This window comes from Psychrobacter sp. 1Y4 (assembly GCF_051847555.1).
This window is the reverse complement of sequence record NZ_JBPYDE010000257.1, coordinates 1-911: the sequence shown is the minus strand read 5'-3', so window position 1 is coordinate 911 and position 911 is coordinate 1. Positions and strand designations below refer to the sequence as shown.

General features: G+C 40.6%; 2 protein-coding genes. One reads left to right on the top strand and one right to left on the bottom strand.

Annotated elements, in window-relative coordinates; translation table 11 throughout:
* On the top strand, positions 1–194 hold a 194-nt coding region (locus ACS8FC_RS15615), incomplete at its 5' end, for a hypothetical protein (protein ID WP_439297443.1).
* A gap of 22 nt (positions 195–216) precedes the next feature.
* Here ACS8FC_RS15615 and ACS8FC_RS15610 read toward each other — a convergent pair.
* Positions 217–888: a hypothetical protein gene (locus tag ACS8FC_RS15610; protein ID WP_439297442.1), complete on the bottom strand. Its 672-nt coding sequence runs from the start codon at positions 886–888 to the stop codon at positions 217–219.
* Between the last annotated feature and the right edge of the window lie 23 nt (positions 889–911).

Below are 911 nucleotides of genomic sequence, written 5' to 3'. Positions count from 1 at the left end.
AGATATTTTTGCAGGAGCAAATTGAGGTTCATGCGGCTCGTATTACGACCTTAGGCGAGCGCGCAGAAGATATGTTTTATATAAGTGACCAAAACGATAAGCCATTATCTGCTGAACGACTTGATGCGTTAAAATCAGCATTGCTCGCCAGCCTAGCGACTAAAAGAGAAAACAACGTGGTTTACAGCTATTAATTAACGCTATCAGGAGCACGTTTTATAACGTGCTCTTGTATATTATATTATCAGCATGTTCTATCAGCTCAACATCAGCAAGCTCTGGCGGCAAAACACCTACTTCAAGTAGCTGCTGTTCCATGATTAATCGTCCAGCATCGATTTCTTTTTGTAGCAAACATTGCAAGCTTGCTAGGTGAAACTGTCCATCTAGATAGTCACCCAGCTGCCTTAAAGAAATGGGCGACTTGGCATGCACGTCAGGATACAGACTATCCTCTGCCAAAATAATCATTTCATTGAACGCCTCTTCGCGCATCAGCTCATCGTTATCTATCTCATCCTGCAACTTATTCGCCAGACGGCCTTTCGCTGCAAGAATACCAACAAAAAATATAGTTTGTAAAATAAATAAAGCAATGTATTGCCATAAAGATAACGATATATTCAACATATTATTCAGCAGCATCAGCGCCATGGCGACAACCACGTAACCAACCAACTGCCATAATAACCACATGATCAAGCTATTTTCGCCATACCAAAAGATTTTCTTCTCTTGATGCTCAATCAATTGCTGCCTCGCCTGCCACCAGCACGCTTCACGTTCTTTTAGCAGCGCATATACGTTAATAGGATGCACACCTGCATCAGGAATGTCATTATTGATATTTTTAGCGATGAAGTTATTATGATTTAGTACACTAGGCATATCAAACTATCCTTAAAATGATC